Source organism: Dinoroseobacter sp. PD6 (genome assembly GCF_028807315.1).
In the GTDB taxonomy this organism is placed as follows: domain Bacteria; phylum Pseudomonadota; class Alphaproteobacteria; order Rhodobacterales; family Rhodobacteraceae; genus Dinoroseobacter; species Dinoroseobacter shibae.
Map to the genome: position 1 here is coordinate 83889 of NZ_JARAMN010000013.1, position 19020 is coordinate 102908.

Annotated in this window: 16 protein-coding genes and 1 tRNA gene; 2 read left to right on the forward strand and 15 right to left on the reverse strand. The window is 60.2% G+C overall.

The annotated features are described in order from the left end of the window. Nucleotides 1-5 precede the first annotated feature (5 nt). Nucleotides 6-290 (reverse strand): helix-turn-helix transcriptional regulator, encoded by a 285-nt coding sequence (locus PVW48_RS18210; protein WP_274582375.1) that lies wholly within the window; start codon nt 288-290, stop codon nt 6-8. Between the two features lie 460 nt (nt 291-750). Here PVW48_RS18210 and PVW48_RS18215 point away from each other — a divergent pair, with 460 nt between their 5' ends. Beyond that, on the forward strand, nt 751-3384 hold the full coding sequence (locus tag PVW48_RS18215) for an AAA family ATPase (RefSeq protein WP_274582376.1): 2634 nt from the start codon (nt 751-753) through the stop codon (nt 3382-3384). 172 nt (nt 3385-3556) lie between these two features. Here PVW48_RS18215 and PVW48_RS18220 read toward each other — a convergent pair whose 3' ends face one another. The 13 genes from PVW48_RS18220 to PVW48_RS18275 all read right to left on the reverse strand — a co-directional run bounded on the left by PVW48_RS18220 (nt 3557) and on the right by PVW48_RS18275 (nt 16628). Continuing rightward, nucleotides 3557-3823 (reverse strand): hypothetical protein, encoded by a 267-nt coding sequence (locus PVW48_RS18220; protein ID WP_107893600.1) that lies wholly within the window; start codon nt 3821-3823, stop codon nt 3557-3559. A 199-nt stretch (nt 3824-4022) separates the two neighbouring features. Then, entirely contained in the window at nt 4023-4523 is a 501-nt protein-coding gene (locus PVW48_RS18225; RefSeq protein ID WP_274582377.1) for a DUF2285 domain-containing protein, read from the reverse strand. Continuing rightward, nucleotides 4465-4791, reverse strand: coding sequence for a transcriptional regulator domain-containing protein (locus tag PVW48_RS20150; protein ID WP_443112687.1), 327 nt, complete (start codon nt 4789-4791; stop codon nt 4465-4467). Before PVW48_RS20150 ends, PVW48_RS18225 begins: the two co-directional genes overlap by 59 nt. 103 nt (nt 4792-4894) lie before the next feature. After that, a complete protein-coding gene (locus PVW48_RS18230) occupies nt 4895-5176 on the reverse strand; it encodes a DNA -binding domain-containing protein (protein WP_071675746.1) in 282 nt (93 codons plus the stop codon). A gap of 88 nt (nt 5177-5264) precedes the next feature. After that, entirely contained in the window at nt 5265-5537 is a 273-nt protein-coding gene (locus PVW48_RS18235) for a helix-turn-helix domain-containing protein (RefSeq protein ID WP_443112688.1), read from the reverse strand. A gap of 237 nt (nt 5538-5774) precedes the next feature. Beyond that, nucleotides 5775-6176 (reverse strand): single-stranded DNA-binding protein, encoded by a 402-nt coding sequence (locus tag PVW48_RS18240; RefSeq protein ID WP_274582378.1) that lies wholly within the window; start codon nt 6174-6176, stop codon nt 5775-5777. Between the two features lie 554 nt (nt 6177-6730). Further along, on the reverse strand, nt 6731-7147 hold the full coding sequence (locus PVW48_RS18245) for a hypothetical protein (RefSeq protein WP_274582379.1): 417 nt from the start codon (nt 7145-7147) through the stop codon (nt 6731-6733). Nucleotides 7148-7454: 307 nt separating this feature from the next. Next, on the reverse strand, nt 7455-8693 hold the full coding sequence (locus PVW48_RS18250) for a D-Ala-D-Ala carboxypeptidase family metallohydrolase (RefSeq protein ID WP_274582380.1): 1239 nt from the start codon (nt 8691-8693) through the stop codon (nt 7455-7457). Between the two features lie 258 nt (nt 8694-8951). Next, nucleotides 8952-9887 carry a DUF2493 domain-containing protein gene (locus PVW48_RS18255; protein ID WP_274582381.1) on the reverse strand — a complete coding sequence of 312 codons (936 nt, stop codon included), beginning with the start codon at nt 9885-9887 and terminating at the stop codon, nt 8952-8954. 331 nt (nt 9888-10218) lie between these two features. Further along, on the reverse strand, nt 10219-11256 hold the full coding sequence (locus tag PVW48_RS18260; RefSeq protein WP_274582382.1) for a DUF7146 domain-containing protein: 1038 nt from the start codon (nt 11254-11256) through the stop codon (nt 10219-10221). Between the two features lie 97 nt (nt 11257-11353). After that, nucleotides 11354-13483: a ParB/RepB/Spo0J family partition protein gene (locus PVW48_RS18265; RefSeq protein WP_274582383.1), complete on the reverse strand. Its 2130-nt coding sequence runs from the start codon at nt 13481-13483 to the stop codon at nt 11354-11356. Nucleotides 13484-13587: 104 nt separating this feature from the next. After that, nucleotides 13588-15216, reverse strand: a complete 1629-nt coding sequence (locus PVW48_RS18270; RefSeq protein WP_274582384.1) for a hypothetical protein — start codon at nt 15214-15216, stop codon at nt 13588-13590. 218 nt (nt 15217-15434) lie between these two features. Next, nucleotides 15435-16628: a DUF932 domain-containing protein gene (locus PVW48_RS18275; RefSeq protein WP_274582385.1), complete on the reverse strand. Its 1194-nt coding sequence runs from the start codon at nt 16626-16628 to the stop codon at nt 15435-15437. 620 nt (nt 16629-17248) lie between these two features. Here PVW48_RS18275 and PVW48_RS18280 point away from each other — a divergent pair. Continuing rightward, nucleotides 17249-18898, forward strand: coding sequence for a recombinase family protein (locus PVW48_RS18280; RefSeq protein WP_274582387.1), 1650 nt, complete (start codon nt 17249-17251; stop codon nt 18896-18898). On the opposite strand, the gene PVW48_RS18285 is transcribed toward PVW48_RS18280, so the two are convergent. Next, a tRNA-Met gene (locus tag PVW48_RS18285) sits at nt 18855-18931 on the reverse strand. The two genes, PVW48_RS18280 and PVW48_RS18285, sit on opposite strands and share 44 nt — an antisense overlap. Nucleotides 18932-19020: the final 89 nt, after the last annotated feature.

A 19020-nucleotide genomic window follows, 5' to 3' on the forward strand; every position in this document is an offset into this window, starting at 1 on the left:
CCAGATCAGCGCAAGGCTCGACCCGCGGGCGGGGTCGCGGTCAGAACATGTCGCTTGGCGGGCAGCACGCGGCCACCCCGCGGGTCAGACGTCGAGGTGACGGCGCCGCGCTTGACCCAGGCCTCGAGATCCTCGATCGAATAGACGACCCGCCCACCCAACTTGTGATAGGCCGGGCCGGTGCCGTAGGTGCGGTGCTTTTCTAGGGTCCGCGCGGACAGGCTGAGGAACTGGGCGGCTTCCTTGGTCCGTAGATAGCGTGGCGGCAGGGGAGCGTGATCGGGTCGCATGGAAAGCCTCCGTGGGGTCCGTGAGGCCGCCGGACAAAGGCGGCTGATTGAGGCCACGATGGCGAAGTGCGGCAGGTGGGATGGAGTGCGAAGATGGGGGTGCGGAAATCGCACACCAAGAGCTATGCTTGACGCGATGGCCGATTTGCAGGAGGGCAACGATACATGAGACTTGAACGGTGGCGGGCCACGTCCCGTCTTACTTCGATGCGTATTGTGCCGCTTCGCTTACGAGCAAATTCTGCAAATCGGGCGGAGTCGTGCTTCTTGCCGAACTCGCAAGCCGGAGATCAGCCACTAGGGCAAGTGGGATTTGGCGTCGCGCATGCATCCACACACAAGGCGTTATGCGCGTCAAGCAATTTCAACCTTTAGCAGAGGAATTGCTTCCGTTATCGATAAGGCAAATATAACCTCCTGATTTTGAAAACTTTGCTCTGCATGAAAGATAGATGCGGTGATGTCGGACAGCGCAAAAATAGACAAAAATAACGATACTGTTCCTAAACGTATCTTGGCTTGGTCAGGGAACCGCCCGCTATGGCAGCGCGATGCGCTGCGCCGCATCGTCTTGAGCGGCTATCCGGACGAAGAGGCGTTCGAGGAATTATTGGCGCTCTGCAAGAAAGAGCATGGCGATCAGACGGTGACGCTGGCAGCCAAGCCACTCTCGAAGGACCATCTGCCGGTTGATCCTGGTGCTGGCGAGTCAATTTCCCTGTCCAGCATCGCAAATGTTGCTGGTGTCAACCAGCTCGCAACCGGCCAGACCCTGAACTTCGAGGAGTCGGGCCTGACAATAGTATACGGGCAGAACGGCACCGGAAAATCTGGCTATACGCGGATTCTTAAGAAGGCTTGTCGCTCACGACATGCCGGCGAGATCATGCCTGATGTCTACAGCGCTTCACCGACGCGCACGGCAAAGGCCGATCTGAAAATTACCCGTACCAGCGGCGCAGCGGAAACGGTCGCATGGGAAGATGATGGCGAGCCCGCAGAGATGCTTTCAGCCATCACGGTCTTCGACCGTGATGCGGCTTCGGTACATGTTCAGAAGAAGAACGAGGTTTGGTTTCGCCCCTTCGGCCTTGACATTCCGGATGACCTCGCCGGTGTCTGTCAGGAAATTAAGGCGCGCCTGACAGCCGAGAAAGAAACACTGGAGCAAAAGCGTAACTCTGTTTTCGACAATCCGATCTGGTCAAGCCGCTCTGCGCTCGGCAAAGCCCTGTCTTCGCTTCGTCATGATACCGATGTCGCCGCCTTAACGCCCAAGACAGCCTTTTCGAATGCGGACGAAGCGCGCCTGATCAAGCTTCAATCCGATCTCGCTCAAGACCCCGCCGTGGCGGCACAAGCCCAACGCGACTACGCGGCCCAGCTCGATCAATTGGAAACCTATTTGAAGCGGATCGAGCAGACGCTGAATGACGAGGCCCTTCAGGCGCTACATGCGACGAAAAAGAGTGCTGACGACATGCGCATGGCCGCCAACACGGCAGCGCATGATGCATTTTCCGGATTGGCGCTTGAGGGCGTTGGTGAAACCGTCTGGCGGACTCTCTGGGAATCCGCCAGATCATATTCGCAAGTGGCGAAGGAAGCTGGTACGGCGTTTCCACCATCGGCTGGAGATATCTGCGTTCTGTGCCATCAGGAGATCGACGAGCTCACCGCCGCGCGGATGCTTGGCTTCGAGGACTTCATCAAGAAGGACACCGAAACCAAAGCGGCTGAGGCCGAGCATGTCTTCATGGAAGCAAAGCAAAAATTCCGGGCGTTGGTCGTTCACGTAAATAAGGTCTCCGCGGCCTATCGGAGTTTGAAGGTCGGCAACTTCGCGCTCGCAAGGCAAGTGCTGAGATTCATCGCGCTTGCGCGGCGTGTACAGGGGCAGACTCTTGCACAGCTCTCCGGCCAAGATGTTCCGAATCCGTTGGCTTTACCTGAATCCGTCGCGGAGGCGGTAATCACCGAAGCTGCGCAGACACGCGCCTATGCGGCTTCTCTCGATGATGCATCCGGCTGCGAAGCACGGGAAGCCTTGCTCGATGAGCAGGCCGATTTGCAGGATCGGAAACAAAGTCACGAGCTGCTGGATATTGCGAGAACAGAGATCGCGAGGCTCGCAGAGCTAAAGCGCATTGAAGACTGCTTGCGCGACACTGCCACCACTGCGATCACGCGGCTCGGGAACGAAATCGCCGACAATCTTATCACGCCGCGTATGCGCGACCGGTTTCAACAAGAGATCGTTGCGCTGGCTGGTAATCGGGTACGGGTCGAGGTCGTGCGCTCGGGGGGCAAATTCGGTTCACCGCAATACGAGGTGAAGCTCTATGCCAACCCCAAGGCCAAGGTTCATGATGTGCTCAGCGAGGGTGAGCAGACGTGCGTTGCGTTAGCTTCATACCTTACCGAACTAGCCAACGCATCGCACACATCGGCGCTTGTGTTCGATGATCCGGTTTCCTCGCTCGATCATCGCTGGCGTTCGAAAGTCGCCAAGCGCCTGGCAAAGGAAGCCGGCGTGCGGCAAGTTATCGTGTTCACGCATGACATGATCTTCGTCAACGATCTGGCACAGTTGGCCTCGCAGCGAAATACGCCGACTATGCTGGCGCATCTTACGCGCGGACAGGATGTCGTCGGCATCGTAAACAAGGACTTGCCTTGGACGGCCTCTAGTATTCGAGACCGGATTGACAAACTTGAAAAAGAAGCTCGCGCGGCAGAGCGCCTGTTCGAGAAGAATGACGACGAGGCCTACAAAACGGCAGTATCTTCGCTCTACAGCCGATTGCGGGCTACTTGGGAACGGGCGCTAGAGGACATCGTATTTGCCAATGTTGTAATGCGCCACCGCGATTACATTGACACCAAAAATCTGAAACGTGTCACAGCTCTAGAAGAGGCCGATGTGCAGATTTTCCAAAACGGGTTCAAAAAGTGCTGTGACTTCGTCGACGCGCATGATCCTTCCCGTGGCCATGATCCCGAGCCACCGGAGCCATCCGAAGTCATGGCCGACATTAAGTCGTTGAAGGATTGGTCTGAAAAATTACGGAGCAAGATGAACGGGGTGTCTTGAAACCAAACCACTGCAAGAAGCGTCGGGAAGGAGACCACTGGGTATGGGTGCCTCATAGCCGGAAATGATACAGAAAGAATGCTGCGGGATCGACGAATTGCTGGTGGAGTGAAGCCTCGATGGGGCGTGACGACAAGTAGCCAAGGTCAGCTCTCGGCCACTCACGCTAAACCTACCGGCGGAATGGAATGACGTTTTCGTCACCCCTGACAAAGGCAACCGGGCCCTCCTTCTGGATGGTCGCCAGTGCTTCCTCGAATGCAGCCCTGTCGTCGTCGAACAGATCGTCCCAAACAATGGACGTGCCGTCCTCGGTTACCACTTCTAGCGACCAGCCTTCGCCACCTTCCAGCTTGTAGATGTCCACCTTGAACGGAACGTTGTCGACAACGACCCGTTGTGAAGCACTCGAGATGACCAGATTGGGTTCGGGTTCCATTGGCAGACCTCGCCTTGTTTTTGTTGCATCCTAGACGCCTGGGGGATCGTTGCCAACGCCGCCGATGCGCCTAGCGCCCCGTTGCCTGCTAGCGTAAAACAGTAAAGTGGCATCAGCGCTGGTTTCAGAAGAGCGGCTGCATGATGTTTCGGCTTGGCGCTGAGAGAGACCACCGAACCAAAGAGTCCTGGTCGGGATACTATCGACGCACGCTCCTCGTACGCAGCAACATACGATACCCACCGTCAACCATCTTTCTCGCGTCGCGCAGCAAGGCCATGACCGCGAAGCGCTCCGATGCGCTTTGCCACTCGTCCCGGCTGACCCGAGACAGACGAAAGACCACTTCGGCTATCTCGCGCTGCGACGCTCTGGCCATGTGCCCATCATACGCCTGCAACATGCGTTTGGCACGTAGTCGCTTCTGGCGGGTGAGACGTTTGTCGTCAGGAACCACTCTGCCGTGAAGTTGCGCAAGCAAGCGAAAGACAGCGTCGAGACGCGTAAAGCCTTCCTGATCGAGAGGGATGATCGCCACAAGCGCATCATCGTCGGGATCCGATTGCAGAACCTGCAGGCGAAGTTGCCCGCCAACGCCAAGAAGATGGTGGAGGCCGTCGTGGGCGTAACGGATGGTTCCTTCAGGCAGGATCGTCGGTTCCTCCGCGCCGCTCAGGACCTCCGGAACCTTCTGCAGCACGACCACCGAGGGATCGATCCGGGGGTCCCAGAGTGCGTGGGCCTTTGGAGCCGGGAGGTTGGGATCTGCCGCGAAATCGCAACCCCCATTTGTCGAGGAGCGCTGCTTTCAGAGACGCGTCGTCCGGTGCGGCCTTGGTGAGGGTCGCGTAGTCCTGTGCGTAGCGCTTGTTGCGGCGCAGCCATTCCCAGGCAAGATCGGACGCGCTCAGGTCTTCGACGTAGTCGTACTCTGCCGAGGAACGCCAGCCGGAGCGTTCCGACGGCATGAAAAATCCCGTTCGTCAACTTCTCTGAAACGACCTGATTTTACACGTTTTGATTGATCTTCGGGAGTCCGGCCCACCCTGCATGGGCGGGTTTCGGCGTGACTCAGCCATTCGGGCCGTCGCCCCCCTGCCGAAGCAGGTCGCGATAGCCGTGCTCGGTCATCCAGCGAGCTCGCGCGAGGTGACTATCATAGACGTTCCTGCAGCGATCGGGATCATGCTTCGGATCGAGTCCAAACAGGACTTCGACCACTTCCTGCCAATCGGCTCCTTCCTCGGCAGCGTCGAAAATGCGGAGGTAGAGAACCATGTGAGCATGGTCATAGTCGGTCAGCGTTTCGCTGTCCGGCGGAGCATCCAGAAATGTCGTCTCGCCCTGTGCCATTTGCCTACAGGATCGCAGAAACGACCCCCCTCCCGAAGTTGCCCTTTCGTACAGGCGCGCCACCGAAACCCGCATCAACCGGTTACGATCACTTGGCCTTTTTCGCCTTGGTCACATCGATCAAGACGCCTTCACCCTTGTCCAAACGCAGAAAGGTGATCCCTGCATCCTCGAACACCCGGCGCACCTGATCTTCGGTCGACTCGTAGACACGAAGATCCTTCTCGGATTCGAGCCTTTTCAGTGCGGTCAGTGATACCAGGGCCTTATCGGCTAGCTCCTGCTGCGTCCATCCCAGCAATGCGCGCGCGGCCCGTGATTGTCGGGCGGTGATCATGATGATCACCTCCCACCCGGCCATTCACACATGCCAGAACTACGACTATTTTAGTCGCATTTCCGGGGGCTTGCCAGTGATCATCGTTGTCAGTGGCCGTTTCGGGCCTTCGATCGCACAGGAGCCGACCAAGGCGCGACTCACCGCTAGTTCGGCCGCTGCGCGCGGCGGGATATCGCCGAATGATACGAATTGTGATCGGCGTCCGGCAGTGCCAACAGAAAAGCCCGGCGGCTTGCGCCGCCGGGCTTCGTTGTCGTGTCAGGACTGGTCATCCTCATCGTCGATGAAGGAGGGCTCCTCGTCCTCGGCCTGCTTGGCCTTGGTCAGGAAGTCGACCGTCTCGGCGATGATCTCGCAGCCGTAGCGATCGACGCCCGCGGCGTCAGTCCACTTGGTGTAGTGGATGCGGCCGCGGACCAGGAGCTTCATCCCCTTCTCGCAATACTGCTGGACCGTCTTGCCGAGGCCGTTGAAGCAGGTGATGCGGTGCCATTCGGTGTCCTGGACGCGGTAGCCGTTCTCGTCGCGGACGACCCGGCCTTCGGAATAGCGCGGGCGGGAGGTGGCAAGGGTGAAGGTGGTGATCGAGGTGCCGCCCTGGGTGGTGCGGGTCTCGGGGGTCTGGCCGATGTTGCCGGCGAGGATGACGATGTTCTGCATGGTATGTCTCCGTTGCTTCATGCGGAGGGACCGTCCCTCCGATGAGGCCCGTCAAAGACCGCTGGACGTGGCCTGCACGGACGCCCCCGGTGTCCGCTCGACCCCCAAGGCGGGACGTGGCGCGGGCAGGCGTGGCACACGCCAACACGGGTCCCGCCGCGCGGGGTTGCTGGCCTCGGACGGACGGGCTTAGGGGATCAATCAGGAGGAGGGACAGGTCTTCTCGGGGGAGCGCCAACGGGGACGCAGTGCCGAACAGTCTCTCTCGCGAAGGGCAACTTGGGCTCCCAGATCACGCGCCAATGACAGTCGGCCTCACGCACCCTCCGCCGCGTGTCACAGCTGCGCCGTGTCCGATGGCCAGAAACCGCAGGCATAACCGAGCACGTCAGGCATCGTTCACCGCACTCACATGCATAGGCCCGGTTGGTCCATGGTCATAGGGCGAGAGAGGGGTGATTGGGGGTCTTGGCCTGCGATCAGCCAAAGATCGTCGCTGCGCAGATTTCCACCCCGCCTGCGATAAATCGGCTGGGGACGTCCGCAACCGAGGGCTACCGGTAGAGAAACCCCTCGCCCAAGGCATTGAGGTTGATCATCGCCGCAACGGCAACAACCGTGCCGCAGCCGCCGCTGAGAAGCGTCAGCAGGATACCCGGGTCGAGCGCATGTTTCGCGAGGCCATGGGCCAACGCGTAACCCGCCAGGGCGGCGGGCACCGCAAAGAGGCCGAGCGCCAAAAGGCGGAGGAACGGGTTCCTAGCAAAGCCGAGAATGGCAATGACGAACGCGACGGAGAGCGCCGCCCCCGCCAAGCCGGCAAGGAAGGACAGGCCAAAACCGGCACCGCCACCATGAACCTGCAGGAACGCGGCGATCCCGGCCATGACCGGCAGTGCGAAGACTGCAAAGCGAAAGGCCAGTACGCCGAGGGCGATGGACAGAGAGATGGCAAGAAGAACAAGCGACATGGACGCCTCCATGGGTCGGTGACTGGGGAGATCACGACAGGCTGCCCGAATGTGCGCACCGCCTGCGACTATGCTGTTTCGCCGGTTCTGCTGGCTGGACTATGCCTCAAGATCATGGGTTTCCCAAGCCGGGCAGTGCTAGGCGGCGGACCTCTGCGCATTAGTCAGCGATATTCCGCAGAGGCGACAATGCAAGCGCCTCACTTGCGGTCCTTTGACGACTTCCTTTCTTGGTTCCACATTTGGCAGGTCCGGACATCATCGCCCAACCAGCCACTGTCAATGGACAGTACTGCGGCCTTCGAACTTAAGAACCAAGCCCGCCATTGAACTGCACATGAATAGTGTAGGTCTTTGGCTGAATGAAATCGAAGCCCTGTGCGTCGACATGCCCTTTGAGCCTCGCTAGATCCTGTGAATCCACCTGACCATTCTTGTTGTAGTCCATTGCGTTTAGATCTGCGGCATCACCGAATACGTGCCTACTATTTGCCACACCGCCAACAAGAATATTTCGGGCAGGGTTGCGATATCCGCTCTCGATACTGAAACCCCAAGGCTCATTTTCTTGAATAAAGGCGCTGAATATCGAATTTAAGGCTGACAGCATTCTGCTGCTTACAATAAACCAAGAATAATCCCCCGTGTTCATTGAAGCAGCGTCAAACAAATTCATTCCAGGCACAGTCTGCACAAAAGCGCCGGGTACCGGAGTATAGAGAGAATTCTCGGCATATTCATTTCTAAGGCGGTCAAGTTCTGAGATCTGCGATTTCGCCGTAAGCGAGTCGCGTACAGCTTTTGCTTTCGCCCAGAACGCCTGAGCGCGAAGGTCATGCTGAGGGATGCGCCAAACCCCAAAATCAAATGTCAAAAGGGTATTTAGTTCGTCATTGGCTTCTTGGATCGCATTCTCAATTGGTCGAATGCCTGGGTTTGGCCTTGTTTGGGTTTCGAACTCCCGCCTTGCAGCGTCGATTTTCTCAATTGCGGATTTCAGTTTTCCCAACTGATTTTCGGCACTGTCAAAGAGGGTAGCGTGAGCCGCGCGCGCCGCGTCTACTGAATTTCGATACGCAGTAAAAAACGCCACCTCTCCTTCTTGAATTGTCACTCCGCTCGGGCGGCAAAGCCAATACTCGATTTGATGCCCCGGGAGGGAAGAATTGTAGCTAACAATTGCTGCCTCCAAGGCTGGTGCGCTTTTGCTATTGCCGTTAACGCCAAGAGCCGCCGCTCGGATCTGCTGGAGGCGTGAAATTCTATCACGAATATAGTCAATTACACTTTGATTCTCGGCGGTTTGACCTGTATTGCACACCCGGCTTGGCACATCGATCGTTACGGTTATCGTTCCACCTTTTGCCATAGAAAACTGGCTGTGTAGTTCGGGTGTGCTTCGATTTCGAAACTCAGCGCTTTCCGCATACTTTTCGTCGCTGAATTTTGGGTCTGGCGCCGTCGCTGAAAGTCGAGCTGAAATTTCTAGAAATCCAGCGTCGGGAAGGTATCGATCAATCTTCGCATCAAGCTCGTCAATCATCATTCAAATCCCTTGATGGCAGCGCAAATGTCATGGGTGCTGCGGCGGAGCCCCCCTATGCACCCTAACCGATTTGCATGGGACGAGGGAAGCACTGGGATATGATCAACCAATTCGCTTCATCCGGCTTTCGCCAGTCGTGTACTCTTGGATGCCGCAGCATTCGGCAAAGCGAGTTCCCAAAGGTGGTGACTGAGGCGAACCCGGGTTCCTTTCTGCTGCGGTCACCGCTCGGAGTGTAAGTTTTCTTGAAAGCGACGCTCACGCGCCGCCCTCATGCTTCAGGATCGGGATGCCCAGTTTCCGCGCCTTGTCAGAAAGGTTCTCCTGGATCCCGGTGCCGGGGAAGACCAACACCCCGATCGGCAGAACGTCCAGCATCGCATCGTTGCGTTTGAACGGGGCCGAGCGACCGTGCTTGGTCCAGTCGGGCCGGAAGGCGACCTGGGGCACTTTGCGGTGATCGGCCCATCGGGAGGCGATGAGTTCCGCGCCCTTGGGTGAGCCGCCATGCAGCAGCACCATGTCCGGGTGCTTTGCATGGACCCGGTCGAGCCGCGCCCAGATCAGGCGGTGATCGTTGAAATCCGCCCCGCCGGTCACGGCCACCTTTGGGCCCTCGGGTAGAAGCAGATGCGCCTCGGCCCGGCGGCGGGCTGCGAGGAAATCCCGGCTGTCGATCATCGCGGCGGTCAGGTTGCGATGGCTGACGCGCGAGCCTGTCCGGGGATGCCAGGGCTTGCCGCGGTGATGCTCGAAGCCCTCGGCGGCGAGGTCGCGGAAGAGCTCGAGCGCGGTCCGCCGCTCGACCATGCTCTGCCCCTCGGCCACGAGGCGTTCGAGTTCGAGGGATTTTACCTCGGAGCCATCCTGTTCCCGCTGCAGGCGGCGCTGCGCCTGTTCGTTGTCGTCGAGTTCACGTTCTGCCCGCGCCAGCGCGCGATGGAAGAGGTTGACCGCGCCCCAGAGCAGTTCGTCGAGATCGGGCTCTAGGCGCGTTTCACCCAGCGTCGCGACGAGGGCGTCGAGGATATCGGCGACGGCACCGGCGATCTGGTCACCCTCGGGCAAGGGGCGCGGATCGGGTTCATCCTCGTAGGGGCGCCAGCCGTAGAGCTGGAGTTCGGTCAGGACATGGGCGGTCGAGGACGTGCTGTGATGCGGCTCGTGGGCATCGGTTTCGGGATCGAGGGTCATCTGCGGGTTCCTTCCTCGGGGGAGCCGCGCGCCACACGCGGCCTTCGTGGCAGGAACGCGCCCACGGGCGGGACGGCAGGGCAGCCCGAGCCTTTCGCGAGGGCCTTGATGGCCAAGCCCGGCTATTTTGCCTCGCGATGCAAAGCGCCCCAACGGGGCGCGGCGGAAAATAGCCGGAGCGCGGCCATTGCCGGGCCGTCCCGATTGTGGGCCTCCTGCCCTCTGAGAAGGCCGTGCGCGCCGGCCTTTCCCGTGGATGGGAACCGCGCGCGGGATGCCCCTGCGAAAACGATGCTGTGAGCCGTACAGCGCCAGCCCGATTGCCGCCCTGTCACACCGGCACGGAACGAGCGGCATCCTCGACGTGGAGATGAAGCCGAAACCGCGCTTGCAAGGCCGCCAGCCCATAGCGCCGGAGATCGTCGTTGAAGTCGCCCAGTCGCGGCGTGAGGGTCTGCGCCTCGATCCCGGCCTCGGCTGCGCGCGCCTCCAGCCGATTCCTTGCCGCCGCGCCCGCCGGATCACGGTCGCGCAATACGTAGAGCCGCCGCAGACCAGCGGGAAACCGGATGGCGGCAAGGTGTCCCGATGACAGCGCCGCGACGGCGGGCAACTCAGGCAGGGCCGAGCGCACGGAAAGAACCGTCTCGATCCCCTCGCCCGCGATGAGCACATCTGCGGGCGTGCCGAACCGCACCCCGTTCCCGAGCAAAGCGCCCATCGCGCGCCGCGGTGTGTCGACATCGGCCTTGGCGCTCCCGTCCGGCCGCAGCCAGGTGCGATGGGTGCCGGTATGACGGCCCTCGAGATCGGTGATGGCGGCGAGCATGGCCGGAAGCCGCGCGATCGGCCCGCTGCCTTCGGGCCGATAGTAGCAGGCGGGATGGAACCGCAGGCTTGGCATTTGGTCAAACGCTCCGATGCCGCGCCTGCGCAGATAGGTTTCTACCGGAGTGCCGCGGATCGGTACGCCCATTGCAAACAGGCGTCGGGCTGCTTCCTGGGATCCGGTGGCAGCTGGTGGCTGTGAATGTGGAGAATGCTGTCGGGTTGGATCAGGTAAGGGCAGGCTCAAGAAGCGTCGGGCCTCATCGGCAACGTCCTTGAAGTCGACCAAGCCGCAGCTTTCGCGGATGACATCGAGCAGGTCGCCATGCTGTCCCGTGGCTGCGTCGGTCCATTTTCCAGCGGCACGGTTGCCGGACAGTGGCCCGGACAGCCGAACGAACATGGATCGGCCCGGTGTGTTGTGAACGTCTCCCACCAGCCAGTAATGACCCTGTTTCCGGCCGTTCGACAGATAGTGCCGGCACACCGTTTCGGCGTTCTGGGAAAGCTGGCGCGAAAGCTCGGTGGCGAGGCTCGTCATGGCGATCTCCATCAGGGTTGGACGCAATCAGGGGCCCGCCATGACTGACGGGCCCCTGACTTTGGACCTTGGGGGAAGGTCCCGTGCTGCTCGTAGGTCACTCGGCGGCTGTCTTGTCGAAGGCGTCACCGGCGACGGGATCATCTTCCCCCGAGGGGTCGGAGTCTCCGATAGCCGGTTCGCCGCCGTCTTCCGCCGATTGCGCTTCGCTCCTGTCGGGATCGTCTTCCGAAGGGTCATCGTCTGAGCGGTCCGTCTCGTCGATCAGCTCGATCTCCGGGGCATCCTCTTCCGGCAGCGGCGGCGTGCGCAGAGGTTCGGGCAGCCAGCCGGTGCCCAAGAGCAGGTCCTCGGCAGCCGTCACCATCTCCGACTTCTTCAGCCCGGCGATCCGGTCAGCGGCGTCTTCGCCTTTCGCCTCGCGCACGGCTTCCAGGATGCGCGCCTTGGTCACGCGGCCGAGGTAGCTGTCACCCGTGGCCGTCCAGCCCGCCTTGGCCATGTCGAGCCCGACGGTCCCGGCCAGCACATCCGCATGCGCGATGGCGCGCGGCCGGCGTTGGTAGGGGTCGTGGACGGCATTGACGCTCATCGCCACACAATGGGCGAAGAGCGCCTCGCGGCTGCAGCTGTCGAACTCGGTCAGCGCCTCCCAGAGGTCCTCGGATGCCTTCGGCAGGTTCCGTGCCCAGGTCTCGTGGCGCTGGTCGATGGCTTGCGCATAGGCCGTGTCGCCGAGGCCCGGCACCTGCGATCCGAAGGCGGCATTGCGCGGTTCGATCTCGACACAGCTGTCGACCGCGTAGCGATAGAAGAGCCGCAGGACCATCGCGTGCAGGGCCGCGAGGAAGGCGACCTGCGGATCCTGGGCCAGCGCATTGCGCAGCGCCAGGGTCCGATGGGCCGTCAGTTCCATGACGAGGCGGTCGGAAAGCGGTTTCAGGCCGTCATCCTCTTCCTCCTCGTCCGAGGCCGACGCAACGGTGTTGTCGGAGTCCTCGACTGGCGCCGCGTCCGGTGCGACCTCGTTGGTGTCCTCCGTCTCCTCGATCGGCTCATCCTCAGGCCGCACGTAGCCGCGCTCGACCCGCAGCCGCCCGGAGCTGTCGATGCTCACGAAGGCCCCTGCCAGTGCGAGGTCGTCGACCTCGTACCGGATCGGGCGCGCCTCGAATGCCTCCATAGCCTCCTCGATCTCGCCCAGCCGGGCATCGACGTCGTCGGGCAACTCGTCGGCTTCCGCATGCTCGGCCTCAAGCGCGTCGTATTCGGCCTTCAGCGCCTGGTAGCTGGCGGCTTCCTCGTCGCTCATCGGCACCGCCTCGCCATGGACCCGGCGCATCCCGAAGGTGTGGCCATAGGGGAACTCGGTATCGACCTCGACCCATTTCCAGCCCTCGGCGCGGATCGCTTCGGCCTCTTCGGCCAGTTTCTCGCGCACCATGACGTCGAGCAGGGCGGTATCCTGCAGCCAGCCGCCGTCGTCCTGCTGGAACAGGTCGCGCAGGATCTCTCCCCCGGCCTCGACGTAATCGTCGAGCCCGACGAACTGCGCCCGCTTGTCCGAGGCGCGCACCGCGCCTTCGGTCAGCATGCGGCGGATTTCGTAGGGCTGGCGCGAATAATGCCGCTGCAGAGCCTCCCAGACTTGGCTTTGCCGCGCGTGATCGGGATTGACCGTGAAGGCCATGAGCTGGTCGAGCGTCATCTCCTCCTCGGCATAGGCGTCGAGCAGCGACGGCGCGACCGCAGCGAGCTTCAGCCGCTGTTTGACCACGCTGGCCGAGACGAAGAAAGCTGCGGCGATCTCCTCCTCGGTGCGGCCCTTCTCGCGCATCGCCTGGAAGGCCCGGAACTGGTCGAGCGGGTGTAGCGGCGCGCGCTGGACGTTTTCGGCGAGACTGTCCTCTTCGGCCAGCCCATCGGTGCGCACGATGCAGGGCACCAGCGCGGTCTTGTTCATGCGCTTCTGCTTGACGAGCAGCTCGAGTGCCCGGAACCGCCGCCCACCGGCGGGGATCGTGTACATGCCGGTCTCAGCACCGCTCTCGTCCAGCACGGGCCGCACGGTGATGGAGCTGAGCAGCGTCCGCCGCGCGATGTCCTCGGCCAGTTCCTCGATCGACACGCCCGCCTTGACGTGGCGCACGTTCGACTGGCTGAGCATCAGCTTGTTGAAGGGGATGTCGCGCGAGGCGCTGAGGGTGATCTTCTGTTGCTTGGTCATCGGGATATCTCCGCGACGGGCCAGCCGGGAGCCTCTCTCCCGACCTCCAAACCCGTCACGGAAAACCCGGCACCCCTCTCACTCTCAAGAGACAGCGACGAAGGTCAGTTCAAATCGCGCTTGTCTTCTTCGTCTAGCGGGTCCAGGTCGTCGTCATCGGGGGAGTCATTGTCCACCTCAAGCAATAGCTCGGGATTACCGTTTGGTTTTTCGATCTTGGCCACGGATGGTTGGCCATAGCTTGCAATCTTTTTGATCGCGGAAGAAATTGCTTGCAAACGGAATTGGCTGTGATCTCCCGCTTCAAACGAATAGGCGACACGTTGACCGCCGGGCGCATCCGAAACGAACGAGACCGTTGCGCTAACTGCCCTATAGTTCGTTTGGCAAACCTGTCCTTTTTCTTCCTCCGCAATCATTCCTGCTTGGTCAAGTCTGCGCCCAGTACTTGCCGCGACCTGTCCATAAAACTCAGTGAAGGTGATTTCTGAAGAGATCCAGTCTGTTGCTAAAATCCTCAAGCCATCAACTTGCAAGTTTTCTCCCGTTCTTGCGAAAGCTGCTGCAACAGCATAGGCGGCTGCAATCACGACAGGTGCAACGATAACGCGACCGATTGAGACCTCTTCACCATTCCAAAGCCCTGACAAAGCCTGAGGTACCGAAAACAGAGCGAGTAGAATTGACGCTAAAACACTAAGGGCGGAACCAACCAAGAGGCGGTTCTTTCCCAATCCTTCGATCGGATTGGACTGCTCCGTGTATTCCCCTTCGGCAATGATATTTACAGAAAAATCGCCCGTATCCTGCACGGACTTCGAGCGACCCTCATCATTGTCGACCAAAATTCGAGCTTTCCCGAAACCTGGCTCATCGTCCAACTTGTCGACCAAGTGCTTGGAAAGGCTAAGCGATGAAACACGCAGCGGAATAGGTTCTGCGGATTTTTCCGCAACGACGGAGGCACCAAGCAGCTTGTTCGCCAAGAGACCTCGGAGCAATGTGTTGTCAAAGAAGCTACTCAGAGCACTAACAATGGCCATGCCGGTCAGTGAGGCCAGAGCGATGACTGCCGCACTGCTCCAGTAACTTGAAACAACTTGCGGAGTTCCATCCGCCCAATAAAGCAGCAACGAAACAACGCCGAAAGCGAACAGCGCGACCAGAAGATGCCTTAGCGCTCGCAATGGTGCGATCACGCGGCCCTGCCTCTGCTCGAAGAAGTGCCTAAAAATTGGGAGCACTTGCGGAGACTTGCTTCCAATCAAAATTCTCGTGGTTCGAGGAAGGTCAAAGGAGTAATCATAGGGATCTCTACTATTCAACTGACGGCCAACAGAGATCACAGCTGGCTCAGGACTGAACCGGATTTCTTCTCGCTCGTCCGGGATCATCGCGAGTTTGGCGCTCTCGTAGAAAGCAGATACTGCGAAGCCAAACTGTTTGAGCCAATACTTCACAAGGCAGTAAACGAGCATGAGGTGGGAAAATATCGATATCAGACCGACCGCAAATGCTGATAATTGAGCTTGATCGCCGTCGGCAAGGGCGGAAATCCTAGCACCCAGCAAACTAGCGAAATCAGTCAAGTCAACGCCGTTCATACTTGTCATCGTAGTGAAGGCGTAGCCAACTGCATTCGCAAGAATTCGCAGTGATAGCAACAGAACGATTGCGAGCGCGATTATCGTGATAATGCTTGAGTAAAGCCTGATTTTATTGGCAAATGCCATCCGCTGATCATTATTCAAAACTCAAATTCCTATTTTGTGACACCGTCAGAGACTTCACGCTCGGTAGCTCTTGGGCTCGGCACCCAAGGCGATCGCATCAATCTGGACTATCTGAAGATTTTCGCCAACATGCAACTTTAGCGGGGCTACACCTCGCGTCTTCGTTTCGAAAGATCAGGGCATGCGGCACAGTATCGTACCGCTTGCCCCGCCTAGGGCTAGATTGCCTTCTCCAACAACACCTTCGCCTTCCCCTCCATCATCAGCCGCGCATCCTGCTGCGGCTTCGACCGGGCCACCGCCGTGATGCCCTGTACGAAGTCGAACACGCTCTCGGGCGGGCGGCCTTCCTCGGCCAGAACCGTCTCGACGATCCGCCCCGTCTCCGCCTTCGAGAACCCGCGCTTGCGCAGGAAGTCTTGACGGTCCTCGTCCGACCGCGCGACGATCTTCGCTCGCGCCGCGCGGATGCCGTCGATGAAGGGTGCGGGCGAGGACTCGGCGAAGCGGCTGAGCGCCGGCGCGGCCTCGTGCGCGAAGCGGGAGGCGGCGTATTTCGAGTGCCGGATCTTGATTTCCTGGAAATCCTCGACGCCCCAGAGGTTGCGGTTCTGGCAAACCGCGCGCAGGTAAAAGCTCGCGATGCCGAGGGTCTTGGCGCCCACCTCGGAATTCCAGCAATAGAATCCCCGGAAATAAAGGTCGGGCGAGCCATCGGGCAGCAGCCCCACCTCGATGGGGTTGAGGTCATCGACGAGGAACAGGAACACGTCGCGGTCGGAGGCGTAGAGCGTCGTCGTCTCCTTCGTCACGTCCACGCGCGGGTTGTAGATGCCCGTCGACCAGTCGAGCACGCCCGGCACCTTCCAGCGCGTGTCACCCGTGCCGTTGCCCGCGATGCGCTGAACGGCGGAGACCAGTTCATGGTCGTAGATGCGGCCATAGTCCGGTCCGGTCACGGCGCGCAGTTCCGTGCGGCCATCCACGACCTCCATCGTCTTGATCTGCTCCGCCCGGTGGTTGGTCAGGCCGTACTGCAGGTTGATCCCCGCCAGCGGCGCGGGCAGTTGGCGCAGATAGGCCGCTGGTGCACCGACAAGGCTCGACAGCTGGCCGAAGGACCAATGCGTCGGCGCGATGGGTTCATCCGCGCCAGGCAGGACAAGGCCCAGCTTCTCCGGGTTGTCGCGATGCGCCTCGACCCGGATCGCCGCACTCTCCACCGTGCGCGTCCGGCTCCGCTCCGCCCGGCCCTTGACTGAGGCGAAAAGGTCGTCGAGCGACAGATACCGCTCGTCATCCGGCCGCGCGAACCACTCGGACGACACGCGGTCCACGTTCTCGCCGCGCGACACATCCACCTTGTAGCCGCCGCTGATATCATCCCCGGCATCGATAATTTCGGTGTTCATTTGAAAACCTCCGCGACGGGCGCCGGAGGCCTCTCCTCCAGCCCTCAACCCGTCACGGCACCCCTCCCAGTCTCTTGCTCTCTCGCTTGGCCAGTGGCGGCTTCCCGCGCCTTAGTGACACCTGCGTTGCGCGATTCGGGCGGCCTATGGCAGACTTCGTTCAGGCAACGGTCTTCGGGCCCTGCCACAGCTTAGGGCCCCTAAATGGTGAAAATTCGCATAGAACAGCGCAGTATCTCCGGATTCCGGGCCGCCGATTTGCGCGACGCTGTAGCAGCCATCAATACGCCAGACTACGCGAGTATGCGCGCGCCCCACCTCCAACCCGCTATGATGCATAGGCTTTTTCCTTCGTACGTGTGCCAGCCTCTGGCAGGCTGGCGCTTATGGAAAGGGACCAGAAAAGCAGGCCGGGGGCTGACGCCTCAATGGACGCCCAGGACTCATCTCAGGAAAGCGGAGCATCTGAGAACAAAATCGCGCGCCTCACGTCTTCTGGCGATGATCCGCGACTGGTCAACCTTGTTCGCTTGTTGGCGCGGCAGGCGGCGAGAGAGTTCATTGAGACAGAGAACAGGCGGCATGCACGGGCTCGCCTCCGCGATTAGGGGGGCTATCGCATGAAGGCAGCGCTTTACGCTCGGTATTCATCTGACAACCAACGTGATGCGTCGATCGAGGACCAGCTTCGCATCTGCCGTGCACGCGCGGAGCGGGAAGGCTGGACGATCATCGACAGCTACACGGATCGCGCGATTTCCGGGGCGTCCTTGCTTCGGCCCGGCGTTCAGGAACTGATCTCGGATGCGCTGAAGGGCCGTTTCGAAGTGATCCTCGCGGAGTCGCTGGATCGTCTCTCTCGGGACCAGGAGGACATCGCCGGGCTCTACAAGCGGATGCGCTTTGCAGGGGTGAGTATCGTGACACTGTCCGAAGGCGAGGTCAGCGAATTGCACATCGGTCTCAAGGGAACGATGGGTGCACTCTTCCTCAAGGATCTAGCCGACAAAACCCGGCGCGGTCTCCGCGGGCGCGTCGAGAAGGGTCGCTCCGGTGGTGGACTTTGTTATGGGTATGACGTCATTCGCACGGCCGATCCGGACGATCGGGGCGAGCGGGACATCAATCCAGCCGAAGCAAACGTCGTTCGGCGCATCTTCAGGGATTACTTGTCCGGACAATCCTCGCGGACGATTGCAATGACCTTGAACCGGGAGGGCATTTCAGGACCGCAGGGCAAGGAATGGGGGCCTTCGACGATCCACGGCAACCCGAAACGAGGGACGGGCATTCTCAACAACGAACTCTACATCGGTAGGCTCGTCTGGAACCGACTGCGATACATGAAGGATCCTGACACCGGCAAGCGCGTCTCCCGCCCGAACCCGGAAAGTGAATGGGTTGTCCAGGAGGTCCCAGACCTTCGGATTGTGGACCAAGATCTCTGGGACGCGGTGAAGAAAAGGCAAAAGAGCCTTTCGTTTGATACGACGGCGACAGGCAGCAATCCGATGAACGATAGACGCCGGCCGAAGCATCTCTTCGCCGGTTTCATCAAGTGCGGGTGCTGTGGTGGTGGCTACTCCCTGATCTCGAAAGACCTTCTCGGCTGCGCAGCGTCACGGAACAAGGGCACATGCGATAACCGTCTGAACATCCGTCGGGATGCCTTGGAGGCGTCGATCTTGAATGGTCTTCGGAAGCATCTCATGTCGCCGGAACTCTTCAATGAGTTCTGTGCCGAGTTCACGCGCGAGGTTAATCGGCTCCGGATCGAGCGCGGAGCCGACCTGGCCGGCTGGAGGAGCGAACTCGAGAGGGTTGACCGAGAGCTCGACAAGATGGTCGACGCCATTCTTCAGGGCTTCCCGCCGGCGAAACTCAAAGACAAGGCCGAGAAACTGGAGGCGAGGAAGGCGGAGTTGACCGAGCTTCTGGACAATGCCGACGAGCCGCCGCCATTGCTGCACCCGAACATGGCACGAATGTATCAGGATCGGATCGCGAAGCTCTGCGAGAACCTGCAATCCGAGGAAGATCGAGGCGCCGCCGTCGACGTGCTTCGGTCACTGGTCGATGAAATCACCCTCGTGCCCGAGAACGGCGAACTCTCCATCGTCCTTCGCGGCGACCTGGGGGCGATCCTGCGCTTTGCAGCCGGAAAGCAAAACCCCGACTTCCTTTCGGAGGCCGAGGCTTTGGACAACCTGCTTTCGCAGAAATCGTTGGTTGCGGGAGTAGGATTTGAACCTACGACCTTCAGGTTATGAGCCTGACGAGCTACCGGGCTGCTCCATCCCGCGCCAAAACGAGAAGGCCAGTGCCAACTCGTGGGTGTTCTTATCGCATGAGAGTTATTGGTTTTTTTCTAGGTTTGGCGGTGACCTACTCT